At 42.4% G+C, this 22,346-nt stretch carries 11 protein-coding genes; 9 read left to right on the forward strand and 2 right to left on the reverse strand.

From position 1 onward, the window contains the following. Nucleotides 1-3: 3 nt before the first annotated feature. The 3 genes from EJ994_RS10170 to EJ994_RS10180 all read left to right on the forward strand — a co-directional run bounded on the left by EJ994_RS10170 (nt 4) and on the right by EJ994_RS10180 (nt 5,845). Entirely contained in the window at nt 4-1,572 is a 1,569-nt protein-coding gene (locus tag EJ994_RS10170; RefSeq protein ID WP_126592326.1) for a RagB/SusD family nutrient uptake outer membrane protein, read from the forward strand. Nucleotides 1,573-1,743: 171 nt separating this feature from the next. After that, nucleotides 1,744-3,153, forward strand: coding sequence for a cellulase family glycosylhydrolase (locus tag EJ994_RS10175; protein WP_126592327.1), 1,410 nt, complete (start codon nt 1,744-1,746; stop codon nt 3,151-3,153). A 148-nt stretch (nt 3,154-3,301) separates the two neighbouring features. Next, a complete protein-coding gene (locus EJ994_RS10180; RefSeq protein ID WP_126592328.1) occupies nt 3,302-5,845 on the forward strand; it encodes a TonB-dependent receptor plug domain-containing protein in 2,544 nt (847 codons plus the stop codon). A 117-nt stretch (nt 5,846-5,962) separates the two neighbouring features. Here EJ994_RS10180 and EJ994_RS10185 read toward each other — a convergent pair whose 3' ends face one another. Further along, nucleotides 5,963-7,657 (reverse strand): sulfatase, encoded by a 1,695-nt coding sequence (locus tag EJ994_RS10185; RefSeq protein ID WP_164721446.1) that lies wholly within the window; start codon nt 7,655-7,657, stop codon nt 5,963-5,965. A 160-nt stretch (nt 7,658-7,817) separates the two neighbouring features. On the opposite strand from EJ994_RS10185, the gene EJ994_RS10190 reads away from it, so the two are divergent. The 6 genes from EJ994_RS10190 (at nt 7,818) to EJ994_RS10220 (ending at nt 20,916) form a co-directional block, all read left to right on the forward strand. Beyond that, a complete protein-coding gene (locus EJ994_RS10190) occupies nt 7,818-9,284 on the forward strand; it encodes a sialate O-acetylesterase (RefSeq protein ID WP_126592329.1) in 1,467 nt (488 codons plus the stop codon). A gap of 123 nt (nt 9,285-9,407) precedes the next feature. After that, entirely contained in the window at nt 9,408-12,929 is a 3,522-nt protein-coding gene (locus EJ994_RS10195) for a sulfatase-like hydrolase/transferase (RefSeq protein ID WP_126592330.1), read from the forward strand. A gap of 32 nt (nt 12,930-12,961) precedes the next feature. Continuing rightward, nucleotides 12,962-14,827 carry a DUF5060 domain-containing protein gene (locus EJ994_RS10200; protein WP_241240761.1) on the forward strand — a complete coding sequence of 622 codons (1,866 nt, stop codon included), beginning with the start codon at nt 12,962-12,964 and terminating at the stop codon, nt 14,825-14,827. Nucleotides 14,828-14,853: 26 nt separating this feature from the next. After that, nucleotides 14,854-16,857, forward strand: coding sequence for a hypothetical protein (locus EJ994_RS17610; RefSeq protein WP_241240762.1), 2,004 nt, complete (start codon nt 14,854-14,856; stop codon nt 16,855-16,857). A 28-nt stretch (nt 16,858-16,885) separates the two neighbouring features. Beyond that, nucleotides 16,886-19,429, forward strand: a complete 2,544-nt coding sequence (locus tag EJ994_RS10215; protein ID WP_126592331.1) for a heparinase II/III family protein — start codon at nt 16,886-16,888, stop codon at nt 19,427-19,429. Nucleotides 19,430-19,434: 5 nt separating this feature from the next. Beyond that, nucleotides 19,435-20,916, forward strand: coding sequence for a sulfatase (locus EJ994_RS10220; RefSeq protein ID WP_126592332.1), 1,482 nt, complete (start codon nt 19,435-19,437; stop codon nt 20,914-20,916). Between the two features lie 83 nt (nt 20,917-20,999). On the opposite strand, the gene EJ994_RS10225 is transcribed toward EJ994_RS10220, so the two are convergent. After that, nucleotides 21,000-22,343 (reverse strand): Gfo/Idh/MocA family protein, encoded by a 1,344-nt coding sequence (locus EJ994_RS10225; RefSeq protein WP_126592333.1) that lies wholly within the window; start codon nt 22,341-22,343, stop codon nt 21,000-21,002. Nucleotides 22,344-22,346: the final 3 nt, after the last annotated feature.

Below are 22,346 nucleotides of genomic sequence, written 5' to 3' on the forward strand. Positions count from 1 at the left end.
GATATGAAAACAAAGAACATTTATTTATTCGTCTTCATCATTTTCACAATCGTAAGTTGTGAGAAGTTTTTGGAAGAGGATCCTAGAGCAGTTATTGCCCCGGAGACATTTTTTGCATCTGATAATGATGCTAGGCAAGCCATACAAGGCACATACGCCATATTAAAGAACAATTCAATTTACGGTCAGGTAGGCCTCGACCATTTTTATGACAATGGTGCGGATATCATAGAACCGAACAGACCTGCCAATTTTGTACAGCCTATTGGTGATTATATTTTAGACGAGGCTCTGGCCGATGTATCCGTTCAAAAAATGAGTGTGTCCGATACCTGGAAAGACCTCTACCGAGTAATCTTTAACGCTAATTTCATCATTGATAGAGTTACGGATAATGAAGCCATACTTGAAGAAGTGCGTACCGAGGTTATTGCTGAAGCTAGGTTTCTTCGCGCTTTAAGTTATTGGCATATCACCAATCTTTGGGGTAATGCACCCTATTACACCGAAGCTTTGACCCTCGATGAAGTAAGGGTTTTAGGTAGAACTGATGAGGCAACTATTCTAGAGGGAGTAATAGCCGATTTACAATTTGCGCAAGGAGTCTTACCCTCCACGTATCCTGACGACCAAAGAGGTCGTGCATCAAGATGGGCAGCTGCTATTATTGAGGCAAAAATTTATATGAAGCAGCAAAACTGGCAAGCCGGTCTCACCAAGTGTTTAGAAATTATTAATGAATCTCCTCACGTATTGTTGCCGACCTATGAAGAGGTATTTGATCCAGCTAACGAATATAATGCGGAGATTATTTGGTCATTGGATTTTGCAAGAGATATTGAAGGTATATTTGACCCCGCTTTCCCAGGAAGATCTTTTGCGGGTAATAATAGCTGGAGACCGAGTATGTTCAACCCTCGTTTACGGGATGAACCTGCCAATTCGGACGAAAGAGGCGCTTTAAGGGAGGCATTATCCGCAAGAGGAGAGGCTTTCAATGGTACAGGTTTACAGGTAGCCGCAAAAGACTTTGCAGAGACATTTCCTTTAAATGATTTGAGAAGACCACTAAATATAGTGGATAACTACCTAGGGTTCGAGCTTAATTTTCCCTATATGGCAAAATTCTGGAATTTAGATTTAGCAACATCGCCACGTTTCAATCATGAAGATAATCGTATGGTTTTTCGATTGGCGGACGTATACTTAATGGCTGCAGAATGTGAAAACGAAGCTAATGGACCCGGAGGAGCATATCAATATATTGAGCCCATACGCCAACGAGCTTATGCTACCCAAGCCGAGTGGGAATTGGTAGGTTTGAGCCAACAAGAGTTCAGAGAAGCTATTTATGACGAGCGTAAGTGGGAACTGGCGGCTGAAGCTCATAGAAGATATGATTTAATCCGTTGGGGAATTTTGTTCGATGTAATGGAAAACATTGAATACAGGTTTTGGAGCCCAGCACAGAATATTAGACCTTGGCACGTATTGTTGCCCATTCCCTTGCAGGAATTGGAACAGAACCCAGCTTTATTGGAATCAGACCCAACCAATAACGGCTACCGTTAATAAGTAATAAAAACGTGTAAAGACTTAAAGAAAGTTGTTTGAGTTAGTTTGAAAATGGGGTAAGCATCGTGCTTGCCCCATTTTTTTAGCCTTAAACTCGTTTTGAGATTATATCAATAATTGAAACTACACACTGCTTGAAACTTTTATTCAACCATTAAACCAAAACCCATGAAAACTACTTACCTCACCTATTTGCTGTTGTTATTTACATTTACCATGCAGTCACAAATTAAACATGGCCTTAGGGATGCACAAGGACGCCATGTAGTGTCCAGAGGATTTGTAATAAATACCAATGACCATAAGGGAGAAGTTTTCTTTAATTCGGATGATTATACACGGATGGTTAGGCTCGGTGCCAATTCACAAGTGATTCGGCTGGAACTCGGAAGACTAAGTACCTTTCCCGGAGGTCGCGTGGAAGAGAACTATCTTAGAAAATTGGATACGCTTGTGGCACATGGCAAAAACGCTGGTATGAAAACCGTATTTAAAATGACGGTATATGGTGTAGATAGTTTTGAATGGGAAGTGTTCTGGCAGAACAAGAAGAAGGAGTATGATACTTATATCGATGCTTGGAAAGTGATATGGAACCGATTTGCTGACGAAAGCTCTGTATTGGGCTACGATATAGTTAACGAACCGCGAAAACTGACCATGGATATTTCCTATACCGACCTTACCAACACCTATTTAATTCCTTTATATCAAAAAATTATAGACGAAAGTCAAAAGATAAATCCGAGTAAAAAGATTCTTCTTCAATCCATTTTTATGAACAAGGGAGAAGGAATAGACAACAATCAATATGCAGAGATTACTTCTTCGGTCAATAGAAAAAACATTGTTTTTGCACCTCATATCTATCAAGACAAAATCGACTTTATAAAACCTGTTATGGACCGTTTTGACAAGGAATCCGAACTGCTACAAGCACCCATCTTTATTGGAGAATGGGGGTTCCCCACATTCACATCTACAGATACCCTAATCTCGGGCGACCTAGGACAGTTAAGGTATAGAGAGCTTTATATCAAAACCGCAGAAGTGTTCGACAAAATGGGCGTAGGCAGTATCAAAGCATGGTTTTTAGGGAATAGAACGATGCAGAACTTTCTACCGGGCGGACCCTCTACCTGGGCCATTTTCAGCGACAAAAAAGCGGCAGGCACAGTAGAACGAAAATATATTACTGATATTATTGCCAGACCGTATCCTCAAACCATTGCAGGGGATATCCACAGCTTTCTGTTCAACCACGCTACAAGAAGTCTAGATTTGAAAATTCATCCTGACAACACAAAAGGAGCGTCTACCATTTTCATCGGTGCCAACAGGCATTATCCAGACGGATTCTCGATTCTTATTGATGATGATGTTATCATATACCGTGACCCACTCAAAAATGTAGGCCTAGAAATTTATAAACTTCCCAAAAATGTAAATCCAAAAGATTTTATCTGGGATGAGTACACGCAGAGGCTAACCATTTTAAAATGGCCAGGGAACAGAACGGATTTACATATTCAAATTGTACCGGGAATTCGTGATTTTGAAGAATTGAAAAACAAGTAACAATCTGCGGCATAATACGCTCCTCCTAGTATGTATTAACATGCTTAAAGAAAAATGTTTAGACCTGAAAATAACTTTTATTTAAGAGATTAAATTTCCACTATAGTTTGATATACAGTAATTTAACAAAGGTTCTAGAAAACTCATTATGCTAAAATCTACACAACGTACTGCGCTTCTATGTATGGGTTTTCTGTTGTGCCTTGTATCCGAAATTTCTGCACAGCATAGTATGCAGCAAATACTGGGGAAACTTACCAGTCATACTACTAGGATTCCTGTTGAAAAAGTATACCTCCAGACCGATAAAGACAGCTACACCAAAGGGGAGACTATTTGGTTCAAAACCTATCTGTTAAACGGAACCACACATATCGCCAGTGCTATGAGCAGCGTGATTTATGTGGAACTGCTAGATGCAAATGAAAACATAGTAGCGCAACAAAAATTAGTTATGGAATCCGTAGGTGCGGCGGGTGATATTACGCTTTCTGATAAAATGGAGGTAGGAACCTATACACTGCGCGCATACACGAAATATATGCTGAACGACAAAGAACCAATTCTTTTTCAAAAGGAAATTTCCATTTCCGCATCGCAGCCCGAGTCGAATGGTAAGGGTGCTACGGAACTAAGGAATAATAAACGAAAGGATAAGTCTTCAAAAGCAGATTCAGAAATAATAAAACAGACCAAGCCTATTGTCCAATTCTTTCCGGAAGGGGGTGAACTCGTAACCGGTATAGAATGTGTCTTGGCCACAAAGATTACCGATGCTGAGGGTAACGGTCTCGCTCTAAAGGGTAAAATATTGGACCAAGATTGCCATTTGGTTTCCCTTTTCGATAGTTATGAATTTGGATTGGGCTGGTCCTCTTTGAAACCAGAACCCAATACCGATTATTATTTACACATTCCTATCGATGGAACAATGGTGAAGTACCCGGTTCCCCAACCTGTTGAAAAAGGTTATGCTTTGCGTGTCATGAACAGGGGAAGCCATATCATGATTACCGCTTCCACAACTATTACCAACGGCCTTCAAAACGCGATGCTCGTAGGGCACACCCGGGGTGATGTCATCTTCAAGCAAGTCTTGAAGGGCAATAATGAAAACAGCACTACCATAAAATTGCTTACTTCAAAGCTACAAGATGGAATTGCCCATTTTACCTTGTTCACCCCAAACAAGGAACCCGTATGTGAGCGCCTGACCTTTATCGAAAACCCTGAGAACAACCTGGATTTGTTCATAGAAACGAACAAATCCAACTATGGCTTACGTGAAAAAATGAGTGTGGACCTTGCCGTGGTTGATACGGATGCAAAACCCCTTGAAGGCGACTTTTCCATGAGCGTCTTTGCCAAGAGTGAAATGCAGGAAGGTACAGAGAACATCAAGAGTTGGTTGTTGTTGAACTCAGATCTGGGCAGTACTATTTCAAACCCAATCTTCTTTTTTAAAGAGGAGATCAACGGCCGGGAGTACCTGTTGGACCTGTTGATGCTCACTCATGGCTGGCGGAGGTTCACCTGGAAGTCAATTTTGAAGGATAGCGTCCGCAAAGAAATAGCCTTTCCTCCGGAAAAGGGCATTATGATAACGGGTACGACAACAGCCTTCAACAATAAATACAAGCCTAAAAAAACACTTGCGACCTTGAATATTGTTGCAAATGAATTGATACAAGAAAAGAGAGTGACCGATACCTTGGGTAGGTTCAGTTTCGGGCCCTTTGTTTTTAAGGATAGCATCACGGCAGTGTTGAACGCGAACAGCTGGCCCCTATTCAAAAAGAGAAAAGACCGATTCTCCATCTATCTGGATTCATATTTCCCTGAAGTAAAGGTCAAAAATAACGAGGAGATAGATGGTGGCAGTACAAAAAAGGTAACTAATACCGTTACAAAATCCTATCCTAGTGTGGTGAGGCAAAAAGCAGTGCCCGATTTCGAATACGACCCCGATGTCACTTATTTGAACGAGGTAGTTGTAAAGGATAGAAAAATAAATAAGCAAGCCCTACTTGATAAAAAACTCAACGCTAGAACAATATATGGATATCCATCAACCAGACTTATGCCCGACTCTATTCCTGGTTTGGGGAATGGAGTGGTTAATGCTTTCAATGTTTTAAGGCGTGACCCCAGTGTTAGGGTTCTTGGTACCTTTCCAAACCAACAGGCGTTTATCAGACCAATATTTGGCGAAGCAGGCGGAGCTCCACCTCTTTACTTACTAGACGGCACACCTGTATCCGCAGGTCAAATTCAAAGTATTCGGGTTACCGATATTTTGTTCATAGATATACTAAAGGGTGCGGATGCATCGATTTATGGGGGGCGGGCTGCTGGTGGCGTAGTGGCCGTTTATATGAAAACAGGTGAATTTACCGAGGAAAAACCGAAAGAAAATTCAAATTATATCAACGCGACCATTCCCGGTTTTTACAAGGCGAGGGAATTCTACAGGCCCAACTACGCAATTGAAAAACCTGAACATAAAAAACTGGACTACCGCAGAACGTTGCACTGGGAACCGAACATTGAGCTAAAGGATGATTCAGTCGCCAACTTGAACTTTTACACGGGTGATATCGAAAGTGAATACGTTATACGTATCGAGGGTATTACTACTGACGGTAGACCGGTGAGCAAACTATATAATTTTAATGTGGTAGACCCGAATTAGGTATGGAATAATAAAGCAATCAACTTTAGCACTGTTTTTTATCATAGCGCCTATGTATTCAAGAAAAACCTACAAGGTATTCAACAAGTAGATTATCACCCTAAAAGTAACACCTAACTACATTTCTACCACGGTACTAGATAAATAGCCAATTCGGTGCGCCTTAACGATAAGCTTAGCCCCGTTAGGCAAATCAAATGGTTTTTTATAAACGGACCAAGCCGTTGGCATAGGTGCATCGGGAAAGAGAATTTTATACCCTATGGAGGCACCTGCTGTTGCAGAGCTCAGTGAGACAGCCCCATCGGTTGCGCTTATCACCGGGTCAGCGGTGACGGGTTGTTTTTCCGCGCCTTTCCATAATTGACTTAACAGTTCCTTTTCAGGCAAATTGGGCTGGTCTCCAATTTCGGCAATCCAATGATCCATTTCATTTTGGAGCTCCTTAAGCTTCGCGGCATATTTGGGGTCGTTAGCCAAATTATGCAACTCGTACGGGTCGTTCAGACAATCGAATAATTCCTCTTGATCCTTGGTCTTGCGAAACCACTGCATTTGAACACTATCCAGTTCGCCAGCATCGCGCAAACGCAATAACTCCTGCATGGTCGGTATTTTTTCCCGGTAATCAATAGGCAAATAATAGCCCTGGTCCGGCCTGTAATTTCGAATGTACTTAAAGCGTTCATCACGAACGGCACGTATAGCATCGGTATACCCATCGAAGCGATCCGCAGCCGCATGAATATATTTTCGTTCTTCACTGGCTTTATACTTACCTAAAAAAGCTTGCCCCTGGATATGTGCCGGTGGATTGGTTCCCGTAAGGGATAATAGTGTAGGTGCAAAATCAATAAAACTGACCAATTCCTCATCTTTTGTTCCTGCGTTCGTTTTATTTGGAAATCTTACTATCAGAGGCGTGTTTAAACCAGAATCATAAATCAGCCTTTTTTCCCTAGGTAAAGGACCGCCATGATCTCCGTAGAAAAATATGATGGTATTTTCCAATAGTCCGTCTTCCTCCAACTGCTTTAAAACCGCCCCAACCTGGGCGTCCATTTCGACAATGTTATTATACAACTTCCACATGTCCCTGCGAACGACTTCCGTATCCGGCAAATAAGGTGGAATGGTAAACTTGGTATCTCTGGATAAATGTTTTGGCGTTTCCGCTTCGGACATTCTGTTTTTGGCGTGTGAGCCTTCAAAATTTTTCCACTTATAATCCCTATCTCCGGAATGGTAATGTCTGGTTTCGATTTCCCTAAGGCCATAGGGCTCGAACAATCCCGATTCATGCGTATCGGTAAAATTCATCACCGAGAAAAAAGGTTGCCCTGCTCCCCTATTTCTCCAGTGCGCATACGGACTACTCTCGTCCCAGGCCGTCATGGGTGCTTGAAACTGATAATCAGTCTTATAATTGTTGGTACAGTAATATCCATTTGCCCGTAACAGTTCGCTTATCATTTTTACCTCTGGTGGTGGTACAGCTCCATATTTTGGTAAACCGGTAACTTCAGTATAGCTGGTGGTACGCATATGGTTGGCACCAATACTGGACGGATACATTCCCGTAGCAATTGCGGCCCTACTAGGAGCGCAAACGCCAGAAGTAGAATAGAGGTTGGGATACACCACACCTTCCGCTGCCAGCCGACTTATATTGGGCGTCACGATGGTAGAGTCCCCAAAGGAAGGAATATAAGCCCCCATATCCTCGGTCACCAACCACAGAATATTGGGCCGTTCGGGGAGTACGGCTGCAGCTTTTTCTTTAGAAACATCCTTCTCTTTTTTGGTTTTCATATTACATCCTACAAGCAGTATTACTAATAGAAAAATTGAAGCGAATGAATTTTTTAAACGAAGAAAAGAATCTGTGACCATAGTTATTTTGTAAATTAACATGTATTACAATATTAAGGGTATTTCTTCTTAGGCGTACCCTGTACTATACTGAAAACTCATGAAAAAAGCCAATTTAGCCTTGCAAGACGCTCACAAGAACATCCTACGTCTAGCATTAGTATTAATCTGTATATTTCAAGGCAGCCCCATTTTTTGCCAAATTGAATTACCCACTTTCTTTGCGGACAATATGGTGCTACAGCAAAATGAAACGGTAGCTATTTGGGGGCGTGACCTTCCTAATACCGAAGTAAGCTTAAAGACCAGCTGGGGAGAAAGCAAAACAACCAAAACTAATTCGGAAGGCTCTTGGAAAACCCAATTAAAAACAATTAAAGCTTCTTTTACGCCTTATGAAATAAAAATTGAGGGAAGTACCACAAGAACCTTGAAAAATATATTGCTTGGAGAGGTTTGGTTTTGTTCCGGACAGTCGAATATGGAAATGCCTATAAAAGGTTTGGGAGCATCACCTGTAAACGGTGCCAATGAATTTATCCTAAATGCAAAAAACCCGAACATTCGCTTGTTCAATACAGAACGAGCCGGCAGCTTGGAGCCCGAAAGTGATGTTGTCGGTACTTGGGAAGAGGCAAATGGAGCATCGGTTTCTGACTTTAGCGCCATTGGTTACTTGTTCGGTAAAAAGTTATTCGAGCAACTACATATTCCCATAGGTATTATTGAATCTTCATGGGGCGGCACGCGCATTGAAGCGTGGCTACCGAAAGATTCCTTGTCCGTTTATAGCAATGTGAAAATTGCGAATACCTTACCCGAAGACCCAAATCAAAGAAAACAGCCCTCGCAGATTTTCAATGCTATGATACATCCTTTTCAAGATTATAGCATTAAAGGATATTTATGGTATCAGGGCGAAAGCAACAGGGCAAATCCAAAACCCTATAAACGCTACATGCATACATTGGTGCATGCTTGGCGCTCGCAATGGAACAACGATAACCTTCCTTTTTATTTCGTGCAAATTGCGCCTTATGCTTACGAACAACTGCGTAATACCGAAGCCACCAAGGCCGATTTAATTCGTGAAGCACAAGTATTAGCCTCCCTAGAAATTCCGCACACGGGATTGGTGGTCACATCCGATGTTGGAAAATGTGATGATATCCATCCCCCGGAAAAGAAAACTATTGCGGACCGATTGGCATATTGGGCCTTGGCAAAACAATACGGTTATGAACATATACGGTACGCAGCACCTGTATTTGATTTCATGGAGATAGAAACCAACACCGCAAAACTCTCCTTTAAATCCATACAAGGTGATGACACCATTAAGCTGTCTAGTTTTGGCGCAAAACTTACGGGCTTTACTATAGCAGGAAAGGATAAGATATTTTACCCTGCCAATGCCACAATAAACCGCAATGGGACCATAAGCGTTCATAGTATAAAAGTACCAGAACCCGTTGCTGTTAGATACGGTTTTGAAGATTGTTTTAATGCTAGTCTGTACGACCTAGCAAAAATACCGGTATCTCCTTTTAGAACGGATAGCTGGTAATTGTTCAGGACAGAACAGGATGGATAAAACCCCCTCTAAACCTATGTTTGGTTGTACGAGAAAAATAATCGGCATGGCACTTTATCTATCGTCGATGCAATCCACTTTAAAATAGTTATTTTGATGAAAATGAGACTTTTAGCCCTAGCTTTCCTTTGTTTTTCCAGCAGTTTAATACGAGCGCAGAAAAAGACCCAGGAAACAAAAAAACCTAATATCATTTTTATTCTTACCGATGACCAACGCTTTGATGCGATAGGATATGCGGGGAACAAATTGATTACGACCCCTGAAATGGACAAACTGGCCAAAGAGGGCACCTATTTTAAAAACGCCATGGTCACCACACCAATTTGTGCAGCAAGTAGGGCCAGTATACTTACCGGACTCTACGAACGAACCCACAATTTCAACTTTCAAACAGGGAATATCCGGGAATCTTATATGGCGGATTCTTATCCAAGAATCTTAAAAGAAAATGGATATAAAACAGGTTTCTTCGGAAAATACGGAGTACGCTATAATGATTTGGACAAACAGTTTGATGAATACGAATCTTATGACCGTAATAACGGGTATAAGGACAGGCGTGGATATTATTATAAGACCTTGGGCAAGGACACCGTACACCTTACCCGCTACACTGGCCAAAAAGCATTGGATTTTATAACAAACGCCGATGGTGACGAACCCTTTTGTCTTTCCCTTAGCTTCAGCGCCCCACACGCGCATGACCCAGCGGAGGACCAATATTTCTGGCAGCAAGAGTCGGACGCCTTATTACAAAACATGAGCATGCCCGGACCAGCCCTGGGAGAGGACAAATATTTTGAGGCGCAACCAAAAATTGTACGCGATGGCTTTAATCGCTTACGCTGGACATGGCGCTACGATACACCCGAAAAATATCAGCATAGCGTAAAAGGCTACTACAGAATGCTCTCGGGAATAGACCGAGAAATTGCAAAAATCAGAGCAACACTTGAGAAAAAAGGATTGGCAGATAATACCGTTATCATCCTTATGGGAGATAACGGCTACTTTTTAGGTGAACGTCAACTGGCGGGCAAATGGTTGTTGTACGACAACTCCGTCCGTGTGCCACTAATCGTTTTTGACCCAAGACAAAAGAAACAAAAGGATAGCGATGTATTGGCATTGAACGTTGATGTGCCCGCCACTATTCTCGATTTAGCAAATATTCCAGCACCTGAGGGATGGCATGGAAAAAGTTTGATGCCCATAGCCAATAACAGAACAAAAAACTTTGAACGGGATACCGTTTTAATAGAGCATATTTGGGATTTTGAGAACATACCCCCAAGCGAAGGCGTGCGTACCAAAGACTGGAAATACTTTCGCTACGTAAACGACAAGACCATTGAGGAACTTTATGATTTAAGCAAAGACCCTCAGGAAATCAACAATCTTGCGAAAGACCCTGCATACGCAAACAAAATGGAGGCTTTTAGAAAGACTACCGATGGTTTAATCGCAAAAAATAGTGATACCTACCGAGCTGCTCCGACCGACCTTACCGTAGAATTGATACGCTCTCCAGAAACCGAAGTGGAAATCTACGACCTACAACCGGAGTTTGGTTGGACGGTTCCACTTGGAGCTAAATTTCAATCAGGATATCAGATTTTACTGGCCTCTAGTAAAGCCAGTATCGATGCCAATAACGGCGATGTTTGGGACAGTCAACGTGTGGGCTCAAACGCATCTACCAATGTGGAATATACCGGAACGCCGCTGGAAGTTGGAAAAACCTACTATTGGAAAGTCCGTATCTGGGACCAGGACAACCGATTGGTGGACTATTCCGAAACACAACAATTTACGACAGGCAAAAGCGATAGTTATATCATATCCACCGAAAACAAATTCATAACTACCAAAGTAAAACCAAAGGTATTTGAAAAACGGGGTGATTTCTATTTTATAGATTTTGGAAAAGCTGCTTTTGCGACAATGAATTTCTCTTACGAAGCCAAAACACCGCACACCTTAACCATAAGGGTTGGTGAAATGGTGAATGACAAGGGGAATGTAAATAGAACTCCTCCGGCAAAAAGTAATATTCGCTATCAAGAACTAAAGGTTGATGTAAAACCAGGGCAGACGCAATATCAAATAGAGGTACAGAAGAATGAACGCAATACCAGGCCCAATCAAGCCGTACCACTTCCAGATGGTTTTCCACCATTGGTGCCTTTTAGATATGCCGAAGTAGAAGGAGCGCAAGAACCAATCTCAGCTGAAGATTTTGAACAACTGGCCTTTCATACCTACTGGGATGAAGAGGCGAGTGATTTTGCAAGTAACAACGACATCCTGAACCAAGTTTGGGACTTATGCAAATATTCCATTAAGGCAACAACCTTTAATGGCTTATATGTAGATGGGGATAGGGAACGTATTCCTTATGAAGCGGATGCCTACCTGAACCAGTTAAGTCATTATACCACGGATAGGGAATTTGCCATGGCAAGACGTACTATAGAGTATTTCATGAAAAACCCAACCTGGCCAACAGAATGGCAGCAGCATGTTGCATTGTTAATACACGCAGATTTTATGTACACGGGCAATACCGAAGTCATAGAACGCTACTACGAGCCACTAAAACACAAGACACTTTTTGAACTATCCAATGAAGATGGCTTAATAACCTCAACTAAGGTAGATGCAGAATTTATGCGTAAACTAGGTTTTCCTGACGGATATAAAAAACCCTTGACTGATATTGTAGATTGGCCACCGGCGAATTTCAACCGCAGTACAACCCCTGGGGAACGAGACGGTTTTGTCTTTAAACCGTACAGCACCGTTATCAATTCTTTCTTCTATGAGAATATGAAGATTATGGCGCAATTTGCAAAAATACTGGGCAAAACTCAAGATGTATTGGATTTTGAGCTGCGGGCCGCGAAAGCCAAAAAAGCGGTAAACGAACAAATGTTCGATAAAGAAAGAGGTATTTATGTAGATGGTATAGGTACGGACCATGCTTCGTTACATGCCAATATGATGCCGTTGGCCTTTGGTTTGGTTCCTGAGGAGCATTATGAGTCTGTTGTAAACTTTGTGAAATCTCGTGGAATGGCCTGTAGTGTATACGGCTCTCAATTTTTGATGGACGGGCTATATAATGCAGGGGAAGAAGATTATGCCTTAGACCTCTTAGTGGATACCAGTGATAGAAGTTGGTACAATATGATACGTATAGGTTCTACCATCACTTTAGAAGCTTGGGACAATAAGTATAAGAACAATCTAGACTGGAACCATGCGTGGGGTGCCGTACCTGCAAATGTAATTCCAAGGGGACTATGGGGTATAAAACCAAAAACGCCCGGATTTGGAATTGCAACCATCAAACCACAAATGAGCAAGCTTAAATCCAGTAGTATTGAAGTGCCTACCGTAAGAGGGACTATAAAAGGAACCTTTACGCATAATGGACCTCGACTTCAGACGTATGAGATAGAAATACCCGGTAATATGGTCGCGGAGTTTTCTTTGAACAATCTAGACGGTAAGGACTTTATTCATAACGGCGAAAAAGTACCATCTGCTTTTGAATATATCAGGTTAGACCCGGGTAAACATACCATTCAATTAAAAATCAATTCATTTTAAACACTTACCATTAGCTATAATCTGCGGTACCTATGAAATCATTTAAAATTTTACTTTTAAATCTTGTTTTCATCGGTGCTGCTTCGTTTATGGTCAATTGTGATAAGAAGACAGCTCCTTTAATTGACGGAGAGCTCAAAAAATGGCATCGCATCACCTTAAACTTTGTTGGGCCACAGACCGATGAACTTTCGGAGGTGAATCCCTTTTTAGACTATCGGCTTGATGTGACCTTTACAAACGGAGATACGAGCTATGTAATTCCCGGATTTTATGCCGCCGATGGAAATGCTGCGGAAACCAGTGCTACCAGCGGTAAGATATGGCAGGTACGTTTTACTCCTGATGCCGTTGGCGAATGGTCGTACACAACATCCTTAAAAAAAGGGGACGAAATTGCGGTTGCCGATAACGCAACAGGTGCCGAATCTGGCGGATTTATGGACGGACAAACCGGAACTTTTACCATTACAGCATCGGATAAATCGGGACGGGACAATAGAGCAAAAGGACGCCTACAATACATTGGGGAATCCTACTTGCAGTTTGAGGAAAGTAAAAAGTATTTCATTAAACTTGGGGTAGATGCACCAGAAAATTTATTGGGTTATGCTGATTTTGATGCAGCGACCAATGTCCTCGATTTTTTAAAGGAATGGCAACCCCATGCCCAAGATTTTACAGCAGATGCACAAGCCTTTGTATGGAAAGAAAACAAAGGAAAAAATCTTTTGGGTGCGATTAACTATCTAGCCGCTGAAGAACTGAACGTCTTTTCTTTTTTGACTTTTAACGTGGATGGTGATGACCGTAATATTTTTCCTTACCTCCTGAAAAAACCGGTAGCGGAATACGAAACCTACGCCAGCAATAAAAAGAATTTGGAGGCATGGGAAAACTTCTTCCATAAAACCAGATTGGATGTTTCCAAGTTGGACCAATGGGAACGTATTTTTGAATATGCTGAGACCTTGGGTATGTTCCTTCATTTTAAGACCAATGAAACGGAGACCGACCATCTCATGGACAAAGGTGTTTTTGGAACAGAAGGAAAATTATACTACAGAGAATTGATAGCCCGTTTTGGCCACCATCTCTCCATGAACTGGAATCTAGGGGAAGAGAACGACCAACCTACCGAGGAGGTATTAAAAGTCGCCAACTACATTAAAAAATTAGATGCTTACAGCAATCACTTGGTCATGCATACCTTTCCCAACAAGGACGACCGATACAATGATTTTATCGGCGACCAATCTCCCTTGACAGGGGCATCCTTACAGTTGAGCGACCCTGAATTTAAGGACGTAAGTCCTAGGGTTCTTAAATGGCGTGAAAAATCAAATGCAACTGGTAGAAAGTGGGCCTTATCCGTAGACGAACCCGGCAAGGCCAATATTGCCCTGTTACCTGACGATGAAGACCCAGAACATAATTTAGCGCGGGGAAACGCCCTTTGGGGAACCCTGCTCGCAGGTGGTTTTGGCGTAGAATGGTACTTTGGCTATGCTAGCCCCAACTCCGACCTTACCTGTGAAGATTTTAGAAGTCGGGATTTGTTCTGGGACCAAAATAAACATGCCCTACATTTCTTTGAAAACTATATTCCTTTTTGGGAAATGGAACCGGCCAACGAACTCATCGCTACAGATAGCGGTTACTGTTTTGCCAAAAAAGGAGAAACCTATACCATTTATCTGTCTATGGAAAAAGAAACGACAACCCTAGAACTGGGCACCTCGGGTGACGAATTTTCCATCGCTTGGTACGACCCAAGAAATGGCGGCGATTTGCAAGAGGGTTCTATACAAAGCATAAAAGCAAAAGGAATAGTTACTGTAGGATATCCCCCATCCAACAAAAATAAGGATTGGGTCATCCTGATAAAGAAAAAATAACAATGCTCGAACAAGTACATTTTGCAATGAAATCAATATTTAGCTTATTCCTTCTGCTAATTTTAGGAGGCTACCAGCTACATGCCCAAGCATCAAAATTAAACCTCCCCATTATTGATGAAACCAATATTTTTAAAGAGAAAAACGGTATCGTTGCGGTAGAGGCGGAATACTTTTACAAACAGACCAAAACCGATACCCGAAGTTGGTATCGGGTAAATAAGCACGAAACTCCAGATAACGTAGCGGACCAAGACCCAAACCATAGTACGGGTGCAAGCAATAATGGCTATCTTGAAATTCTCCCGGATACGAGAGTAACACATGATGACAAACTCATTCACGGTGAAAATTTTTCAAACGAGCCGGGTAAACTTGCTATAGCACATTATCGAGTAAAAATCGATACCCCTGGTCGTTATTACATATGGGTAAGAGCCTACAGCACGGGTGGTGAGGACAATGGAATTCATGTGGGGCTTAATGGAACGTGGCCGGATAGTGGTCAGCGGATGCAATGGTGCGACGGAAAAAACGAATGGACTTGGGCAAGCAAACAACGCACTAACGAAGAACACTGTGGCGTACCTTATAAAATTTATTTAGACATTGACAAAGCCGGTATTCATGACATTCAATTTAGCATGCGTGAAGATGGGTTTGAATTCGATAAATTTCTATTGACCAACGACAAGAATTTCATCCCAAAGGATATGGGTACCAGAGTGGTCATCACGTGGCCGGAACCTTCGTATTATGAGGCCATCAGCACCTCGGTGGTCGAAAATAAAACCTTGCCCGTGGCCGATTTTCCCGTAAAGGGCACAGGCTACTACAAGGACGCGGGCGGACGTTGGTTGGCCATCAATCCTAACCAAAGAAAAGAGGCCAGCACCACAACCGATTTCAATTTTAAAAGTGACCACTATGATGTGGTTTTTATAGGCGTGGGAGAAAATGACGGACAATCCACTTTCACCATTTTAGTAAACAATAAAGAATTGGGTTCCTACTCACCGGCACTCACACAAAAAATGTTTGCAGAAGGCGAGAAATCAAATACCGTTTGGGAAAATGTATACCTAAAAAAGGGGGATAAAATTACCGTACGTTCCAAGATAGGAAGTGCCGACGGAAAAGAATATGCCAGAGCGCGTTGGGCTGGTCTTATTTTTGCCCCAGTGGGAAAAGGCAAAATCGTAAGTGCCGCATCAGGAATTCCCGTAGCTAATAAAGCAGTGGCGGCACCTAAAATAAACCCACCAAAAGGGCGTATCGCCATTGTTGCCGATGGTAATTCCCCCGATCCGGACGATTTGGGTGGAACGGCAGTTTCCATTTCGTTATTGAAAGCATCGGGACTAGCCGATAGGTTGGTTCATTATTCCCATAGCTGTGATTTGGAACGAGTAGAACGTATATCGGAACGGGCGGAACGAGAACGTCACGCATTAATGCAAACCGCATCCGATGTCACCGCAAGACGCTGGGGAGGATTTGATGACCTCACCTTCTTTGATGCCAAATGGCAACAGAAAGAAACAGTGACCGATTTGGCCAAAGCTATCAACGCATCTACTGCCAATGACCCCCTTTGGATTATAGAGGCCGGAGAACCCGATATCATTGGTTTAGCCTTAGATGCTAGTTCCAAGAGCAAGCATAAACATGTAAAAGTGGTCACGCACCATTCCGCAAACGACGACGCCGGAGATTTCTACACCTGGCAGCAAATTTTAGACTATGGAGTAGAAGAGGTTCGTATTCCGGACCAAAATGTAAACTTAAAAGTGAACCTCGAAAAATGGGATTGGGCAAAAAATCATCCAGATCCACGAGTGCAATGGGTCTGGCTACAAGGGAAAATTGCAGAGGTAGATGATGTGGTAAAATTCCAAAAAGGAAAATGGGACTGCTCCGATGCCGGTATGGTTTTGTACTGGATAACAGGAGCTACCAACGGTGGACTGAAAACAGGCGGAGTCGAGGATGTAAAAAAACTGCTTTTGGATTATATTGAAATGAACTAAGAACACTTAAGAATAATACGGTTAAGTCATGATAAAAAGAACAGTTTTTACCTTTATAATCGTTCTCCTGCTAGCACTTAACGGTACCGCCCAAGAACGCGAACGCCCGTTTATATGGGTAACTACCTCAGAACGAAATACTATTCTACAAAAAATTGAGGATAACACTTGGGCAGCGAAGTATTACGATGGATTAAAGAAAAAAGTTGACCAACAGATAAGCGAACATCAAAATGACCCTCAGGCTTTTTTGAGAGGAATGCCGTTGGATTGGGAGAAAGAAATAAATGGCAATATCCCACCTCTAACCTACACCACTACGGGCAAAAAAGGGAAACACGAAAATTTAGACAATGCCAGTGATGAAGAAATGGCCAACTTTAATATGTTGTCGGATTATCTCCAAACCGCTATTGATTGTGGCGTACTCTACTACCTAACTCAAGAAGAAGCCTATGCACAATGTGCTACGGATATTCTTCACACCGCAATAAACGGACTCATACAATTGAAACCGTCCGACTGGAAACCGAGAGGAGGCTGGTTATGTCCGGATGATATTCTTAGGGAATCCAGGGTCATCGGGGAAAAATATCCTATTGCATATGATTTTGTAGCACCCTTTCTTAACAAAGGGGGCATGGCTTACGATATCGGAAAGAAAAAGAAAGTTGATTTCCCCATGGAAAAAGCCCAAACAGTATTTAGAACCTACGCTCAACTCGTGATAGATAACGGAATGGTCAATTCCAATCACCCCGTATTAGAATCCAATTGTTTGGTGTACAATACGTTGGCTTTGAATGATTTGAAAAAACGAAATAGCTTTTTGGAATATTACTTGACAAAAAACACATCCAATCAGGATGCGCTCGCTAAAGTGGCTGAATTTTATAAGAACGAAGGTGATATTTGGCCAGAATCTTCGCAATACACCAATGATGTTGCTGAGCGTTCTACGAAATTGATGTTTCTTTTGACAAAGTATGACCCAAACTTAAAATTGGGTAGAACTTATCCTAATATTCCGTGGGCCATACAAAGACTAGATTATTTGGTGAATCCCAATGGAGAATTGTTGTTATGGGGTGATGGCCACCGCAAATACAAAACGCCCTATGAGGCATTTGAACTGGCATACAATCTTGGTAAGTTAGATAGCGTGCCCGGGCTCGAAAAGCAATTTTCAACTTTACTGGGAGCGGCCATGAGCGAAGGAAAGTATCATCGTGAAGGTTTAGAGGCACTACTTTGGTTTCATCAAGATTTTGAAAAAAATGATATTGAAATTAACTTACCCAGAACGGACGAACAACCCCATGCCGGTATATTTCTGCAACGCAATTTAAGTAGTACAAATAATCCTGATGACGGGTTAATGTGCTTTGTTGGTGGAGCTTCCATGGTGCATGGCCATGCTTCTGGAATGTATATGGAACTATACGGGGAAGGTGTAGTACTGGGAGTGGACAATGGTCGTGGAAAGTACGCCCAAGACATTCATGAAAACTATTCGAGAATTTTTGCTGCGCACAATACCGTTATTGTAAACGGGGCTTCACAGGGCGAAGGTGAATGGGTAAACTTGGGAATGGAGACGGTAACTTTAGCATCTATGGAGCCCATGCCAACGCAAGAAGCCGTATCCCCTAACTATTCATTTACCACTACCAATTTTTATGATGGTGGCGGAGACAAAGCAGAGGCAGAACAACAAAGAACTATGGCTTTGGTTCGCACATCGCCAACAACCGGCTATTATTTGGATATTTTTCGTTCTAAATCGGCCCTGCCGAACGAATTTCATGATTACCTCTACCATAATCTAGGGGAATCACTCAATTTCTTAAATGAAGACCTCATCCTAAAACCCGAACCGCAACGGTACATGGCAAATGCCAATGGCGAATGGAAACGAAATCGCATTTTTAGAAATCCGGGATGGCACTTTTTTGAGGACGTAATGACTTCCAAACCCTATAACAAGGACATTCAAGTACTTTTTAAGTCGGAAGGTTTTCAGGGCAAAAAACGTTATATGAAAATGTTCATGCCCGGTTTTGCTGGTCGTACCTATACGAAGGTAAAAGCACCCAAAACATTCGAGGCACCTGCTCCCTACGATGAAATGCCTACACCCACCTTGGTCGTGCGACAAAACGGCGAGGCTTATACCAAACCCTTTGTTGCGGTATACGAACCCTTTGCGACCAGTGAAACTAATGGGTCGGTAATAGCCGTTGAGAAATTGGAACAGAACGGAATCCTTAAGGGTGTCAAAGTAACGAGCTCTGTTGATGAAGAGCAGCTTGTACAGTATATCATTACCAGTACGGAGAACGGTTTTCTTTCACTGCCAGAAAAAGACATGAGCTTTCAGGGCCACTTTGCCATTATTACCTACGATACGGATGACAAGCTAAAAGATATCTACATTGGGAACGGTGAACGCTTGGAAGTCGACCAACATATTATAAAAACCATGAATACAGATTCAAGAGCGGGTTACATTAATTTTTCAGCCGATACGCCCAGTATACGTGGAAACATAAGTTTGATGCCTAAAGAATAAATTATATGAACTTAAGAAAAAATGCGACTTCGTTCGCTGCAAAAATCACCTGTGGTGTGCTTTGCTCATTGTTGTTACTTTCCTGCAAATCGGGACAAAAACAGGAAACCAAAAACCAAGAAAAGCAAAAACCCAATATCCTTTTTATCGCCGTGGATGATTTAAGACCTGAGCTTAATTTTTATGGCGCGGAACATATCAGCTCCCCAAATCTTGATGCGCTTGCAGCGGAGAGTTTGGTTTTTGACAGGGCCTATTGCAGTGTTCCAACCTGCGGTGCATCCAGAGCAAGTATTCTCACAGGAACTCGCCCTACGCGCTACCGTTTCTTGACCCACGACGTTAAAGTGGACGAAGAGATACCGGAGGCCATTACCCTACCCGAGCTTTTTAAAGCCAACGGATACACCACCATATCCAACGGAAAAGTGTTGCATCATAAGAACGATAGAAAAAAAGCATGGGACGAAATCTGGCGGCCTGAAAAAGGAACCGTAAATTATTTCACCGAAGAAAACAAAAATCTGATTGCATCACCTGAATCACGTGGTAATCCTTTTGAAACCTCCACGGTAGATGAAAATGAATATTTAGATGGTAAGATTGCCGCCAAGAGTATTGCCGACCTCAAAAAACTAAAGCAAGACGGTAAACCCTTTTTCTTGGCCATGGGTTTTATGAAACCCCACCTACCCTTTAATGCACCACAAAAATACTGGGACAAATACCCTATTGAAAACATTACCCTTCCTGAAAGTTATGTACAGCCCAAAACTACGCCGTCTAAGGCATTCCATAAGTTTGGGGAACTCCGCAACTACCACAGCGTTCCTCAAAAAGGGCCGGTTACGGATGAAATGGCAAAAAAGCTTATCCAAGGGTATTTTGCCTGTGTAAGCTTTGTTGATGCCCAAATTGGTAAGGTACTGCAAGAGTTGGAAGACTCGGGCATGGCAGAAAACACCATTGTTGTCTTATGGGGCGACCACGGTTGGAATTTAGGAGAACACCAACTATGGTGCAAGCATTGCACCTTTGAAACGTCCTTACATAGTCCGCTTATCATTAAGGTACCGGGCAAAACAAAAGGAGAGCACACGGCTAATATCACAGAGTTTATTGATGTGTATCCTAGTCTGGCAGAATTAGCAGGGTTAGATGTTCCTGAAAATCAATTGGAAGGAGAAAGTTTTGTGTCCCTCATTAACGGCACACCTGAAAAGCGACAAAAAGACTATGCCGTTTCTAAATTCAAAGATGCGGTTACGCTAATACAAGGGGACTATTTCTATACCGAATGGACAGACAACGAAGGAATCGCCTATGCCAGAATGTTGTTTGACCACCGTACCGACCCTATGGAACTGGACAACCTAGCGGAAAAAGAATCACACCAAACTATCGTTAAGGAAATGGCTGCTGCACTTCGTGAGAAATGGGGTGCTAATTTTTTGGTGAATACGGTTGCTCCTGCTAATACACACTAATTAGAATTCCGTTCGTTAATAAAACATGCAACAAAACTCTATTGAATTAAAAATCCCCGAGCTAAAAACTCGGGGATTTATTATTACATCATAAACTTAGACTTCCAAGACTCTTCATAAGGCTTGCCCCAATGTTGCATCGCCTCTCTATTGTACATGATTCCTGTTTTACTGTCTATTTCAAAGTTTTGGTTGATGCGTGAAGATACGTTCGCATAATGTACCATGGCCATTGAAATGTTGGCATCGTCTATAGGCGCCATTGCCTTTTCCTTGCCCCTAATGGTCTCAAAGAAATTCATTACATGTATGGTGGACATATCACCACCGCCACCGAGCGCAACTCCGCCTTCTTCGCCTCCGCTGGACACTTCTTCAATCAACTTCCCTTTTCTATCGAATAATTTATAATGGCCACGATTCACAAAAACGGTCCCCTCGGTACCGTAAACAATCACTCCTCTACCACTTCCGTAGGTATTATAAGCATTCCTGCTTTTACCGTCCCATTCTATTTGTTTGTTTTTGTCAAAAGTAAATTTCGCCATCATGGTATCGTACATTTCCCAGCCATCGTCCACAAAATGTCTTTTGGTAGCATCGACCTCTACTTTTTGGGGAAAACCAACATCAAGCGCCCAACGAGCAACGTCCAATTCGTGGGTGGCATTGTTGCCCATTTCTGCCGTACCATAATTCCATCCGTACCAATGCCAATTGTAATCCCAGGTTTCGGAAGTATACTCCCTGTGCACCGCTGGTCCCTGCCACAGGTTCCAATCCAGACCTTCCGGCACGGCGGCTGCTTTTTGGTGCGGTACCTCGCCACGTCCATTGCTGTAAAAAGCAACCGCTTTGTAAGCATCGCCGATGGCGCCTTCATGAATCTTTTTTACAATCTGTATGGTGTGTGCAGAGGAACGTTGTTGATTCCCCATCTGCACCACTTTACCGTATTGTTTGGCTGCGTCTACAATCATCTCGTTCTCCTCCATGGTACAGCTACTCGGCTTCTCTACATATACATGCTTGCCCGCTTTCATGGCCATAATGGACCCCGGGGTATGCCAATGGTCGGGCATAGCGTTAATGAGTACATCGACCTTATCATCTGCCATCACCTTAAAAATATCTTGCTCCAGTTTTGGCTTATAGTTGATATGTTTTTCAAAGTTACCGGCCGCTTTGGTCATTTGGCTCTGCTTGGCATCGCATAAATACACTAATCTAACATTACTTTTCTTATGGGCGATGGGCGCATAGAAGGCTCCTAGCCTACGCCCTAGTCCGGCTATGGCCACGTTCAAACGGTCATTAGCACCGATAATATTGTTATAGCTTTTGGCACTCATGGCCATGGAGGAGGATGCCGCCAAGCCAACACTGCCCAAAGCTGTTTTCTTTATAAAACTTCTACGATTTGTCATTAC

The sequence above is a fragment of the Maribacter sp. MJ134 genome (assembly GCF_003970695.1).
GTDB lineage: Bacteria > Bacteroidota > Bacteroidia > Flavobacteriales > Flavobacteriaceae > Maribacter.